The sequence below is a fragment of the Clostridium sp. genome, from assembly GCF_051656525.1.
Lineage (GTDB): Bacteria > Bacillota > Clostridia > Clostridiales > Clostridiaceae > Clostridium.
Genome location: NZ_JBOGCC010000277.1, coordinates 1 through 2241 on the forward strand (window position 1 = coordinate 1; position 2241 = coordinate 2241).

The 2241-nt window shown below is 36.1% G+C and carries 3 protein-coding genes; all 3 read right to left on the reverse strand.

Features of this window, described 5'->3' with window-relative positions; translation table 11 throughout:
* A partial coding sequence (locus ACRDDY_RS13620; protein WP_438565490.1) for a glycosyltransferase occupies positions 1-138 on the reverse strand: 138 nt, incomplete at its 3' end.
* Between the two features lie 9 nt (positions 139-147).
* Positions 148-957: a DUF11 domain-containing protein gene (locus tag ACRDDY_RS13625; protein WP_438565488.1), complete on the reverse strand. Its 810-nt coding sequence runs from the start codon at positions 955-957 to the stop codon at positions 148-150.
* Positions 958-1030: 73 nt separating this feature from the next.
* The coding region (locus ACRDDY_RS13630; RefSeq protein WP_438565489.1) for an exosporium glycoprotein BclB-related protein at positions 1031-2241 on the reverse strand (1211 nt) is incomplete at its 5' end.

Consider the following 2241-nt stretch of genomic DNA (forward strand, 5'->3'; position numbering starts at 1 on the left):
TGTTTCATCTATAGATCCAGTATCTATTAAAATTATTTCGTCTATAAACTCCTTAACTGAATTTAAACATCGCTCTAACGTCTTTTCTTCATCTCTAACTATCATACATAGGCTTAATTTAAGATTTCCAACTCCCATTAATTCCTCCTAACTAATAATTCTTACATCTGCATAATTACTATATTCTCTCTTTTTAATAAACCTATTTGCAAGCTTCGGATCTGGCACTACATATTCAAAATTTATATATGCTCTATTTGGAAGAATAGAGCAAGGTGGTTCTTTTAAAACTGTCCCATAAAAAGTTATTATCACACTTTCATTCGGATTTAATATATTTAAGAAAACACCTTGTGCTAACTCCTCTAAATTTTTATAAGTTTCTACGCCATTAACTAATAAACAGTCATTTACTAAATCTAATTCTTCTGGCCATGGATCAAAAAAAGTTACATCTCTAATAGGAACATTACTATTATTTTTAATAAATACTTTATACCCTATGTTATCACCTATATTAGCTGTAGATCTATCTGCTTCCTTTGGTATATAAACGCTAATATAAATAACTTCCACAATACATTCATTACTCACAACACTATATATATTGCCATAAACATCTAAATACATAGCCGTTGCATTACTAATTATTTTGTTTGGTGGATTCACTGTAGAGACTTCTACATCAAAAGTTATAATTGAATTAGTTCCTGAATTTATTGATGAAATTATTATTGAATTATCTTCTAGTAACAAACTTTCTCCTGGAGGCTGATTATCTATTAATACACTTTCTCTAATTAGTTTTTGATTTGGTTCTGGAATATCATATACCCTAACTGTATTAATTATAGAATCACTATTATTTTCTATGATTATAGTATACTTTATTATATTTGTTGTATCTAAATTTATATATTCTAAAGTTGACGTTTTTTCTATAAATATCCCTTCCATACGCTAACATTCTCCCTTCTTATTTTTAAAAAGCTATCGTTAGCAATTTTGTGCTACGATAGCCTTTTTCAAATTATATCCAGTTTAGTCCTCCATCAAAATTCCCATAAACTGCAACGCCACCTAACGGCCCTGTTCCTTTAGCTGTAAATAAATAAAGAATTCTGTCTCCAGCTTTAAAACATATTGGTGTCGCTAAATGATTTACTCCTGAATACGTTGATTGAGCTGCTACGTTTCCTGTCATTACAGGTGATAAATCAACAAATGCTCCTGGAACAGGTTTAAATGTATCATTTGGTACTGTAGATGCCCAAACTTGTGCTTCTAAAGTGATTGTAGATGTTCCAAGTGCCATAGCAAATTCATTAGTAAAGTATCCACTAATATCCGTTATGCATCCGTCTCTAGGCATAGTGTATGCATAAGTGTAATATCCACTACCAAAGAAAGTATTTAATACTCCACTTGAAATATTTATACCTGCTTGTGATCCTCCAAAACCTAATGCTGTTGCATATAGCGGATCTCCATTTGCTTGTGCAGCTGCACCACCTTTAACTGTTCCTGATGCATATGGGATTATTGAGCCTGCAAATGTAGTTCCTGTTGTTCCTGTTCCACAAGTACAAGTACCAGTTGCTCCAGTTGCTCCTACTGGACCTCTTGATGGAAATCCTGTATCAACTCCATTAATAAACCAATTTCCATTTGGTCCTATATATGGTGTATATCCTGTTGCTCCAGTTGCTCCAGGTAATCCTTGAACTCCTTGAGGACCTTGAATTCCTTGAGGTCCCTGAGGTCCCTGAATTCCAGCTGGCCCTTGTAATCCTGTTGGTCCTGTTGGTCCTGTTGCTCCTGTTGCTCCACTTCCAGGTCCTGCTGGCCCTGTTGCCCCTGTTGCCCCTGTTGCTCCCGTAGCTCCTGTAGCTCCGCTTCCAGGTCCTGCAGGTCCCTGTGGTCCTGTTGCCCCTGTTACTCCTATTGGCCCTCTTGATGGAAATCCTGTATCAACTCCATTAATAAACCAATTTCCATTTGGTCCTACATATGGCGTATATCCATTTGCTCCTGTTGGTCCTGTTATTCCTGCTCCTGCTGGTCCTGTTGCCCCTGTTGCACCTATTGGACCTCTTGACGGAAATCCTGTATCAACTCCATTAATAAACCAATTTCCATTTGGTCCTACATATGGCGTATATCCATTTGTTCCTGCTGATCCTTGTGGTCCTCTTGATGGGAATCCTGTATCAACTCCATTAATAAACCAATTTCCATTTG

Excerpts from the sequence above, each read along its gene's own strand:
- ACRDDY_RS13625 (WP_438565488.1), bottom strand. The coding sequence starts at position 957 with ATGGAAGGGATATTTATAGAAAAAACGTCAACTTTAGAATATATAAAT.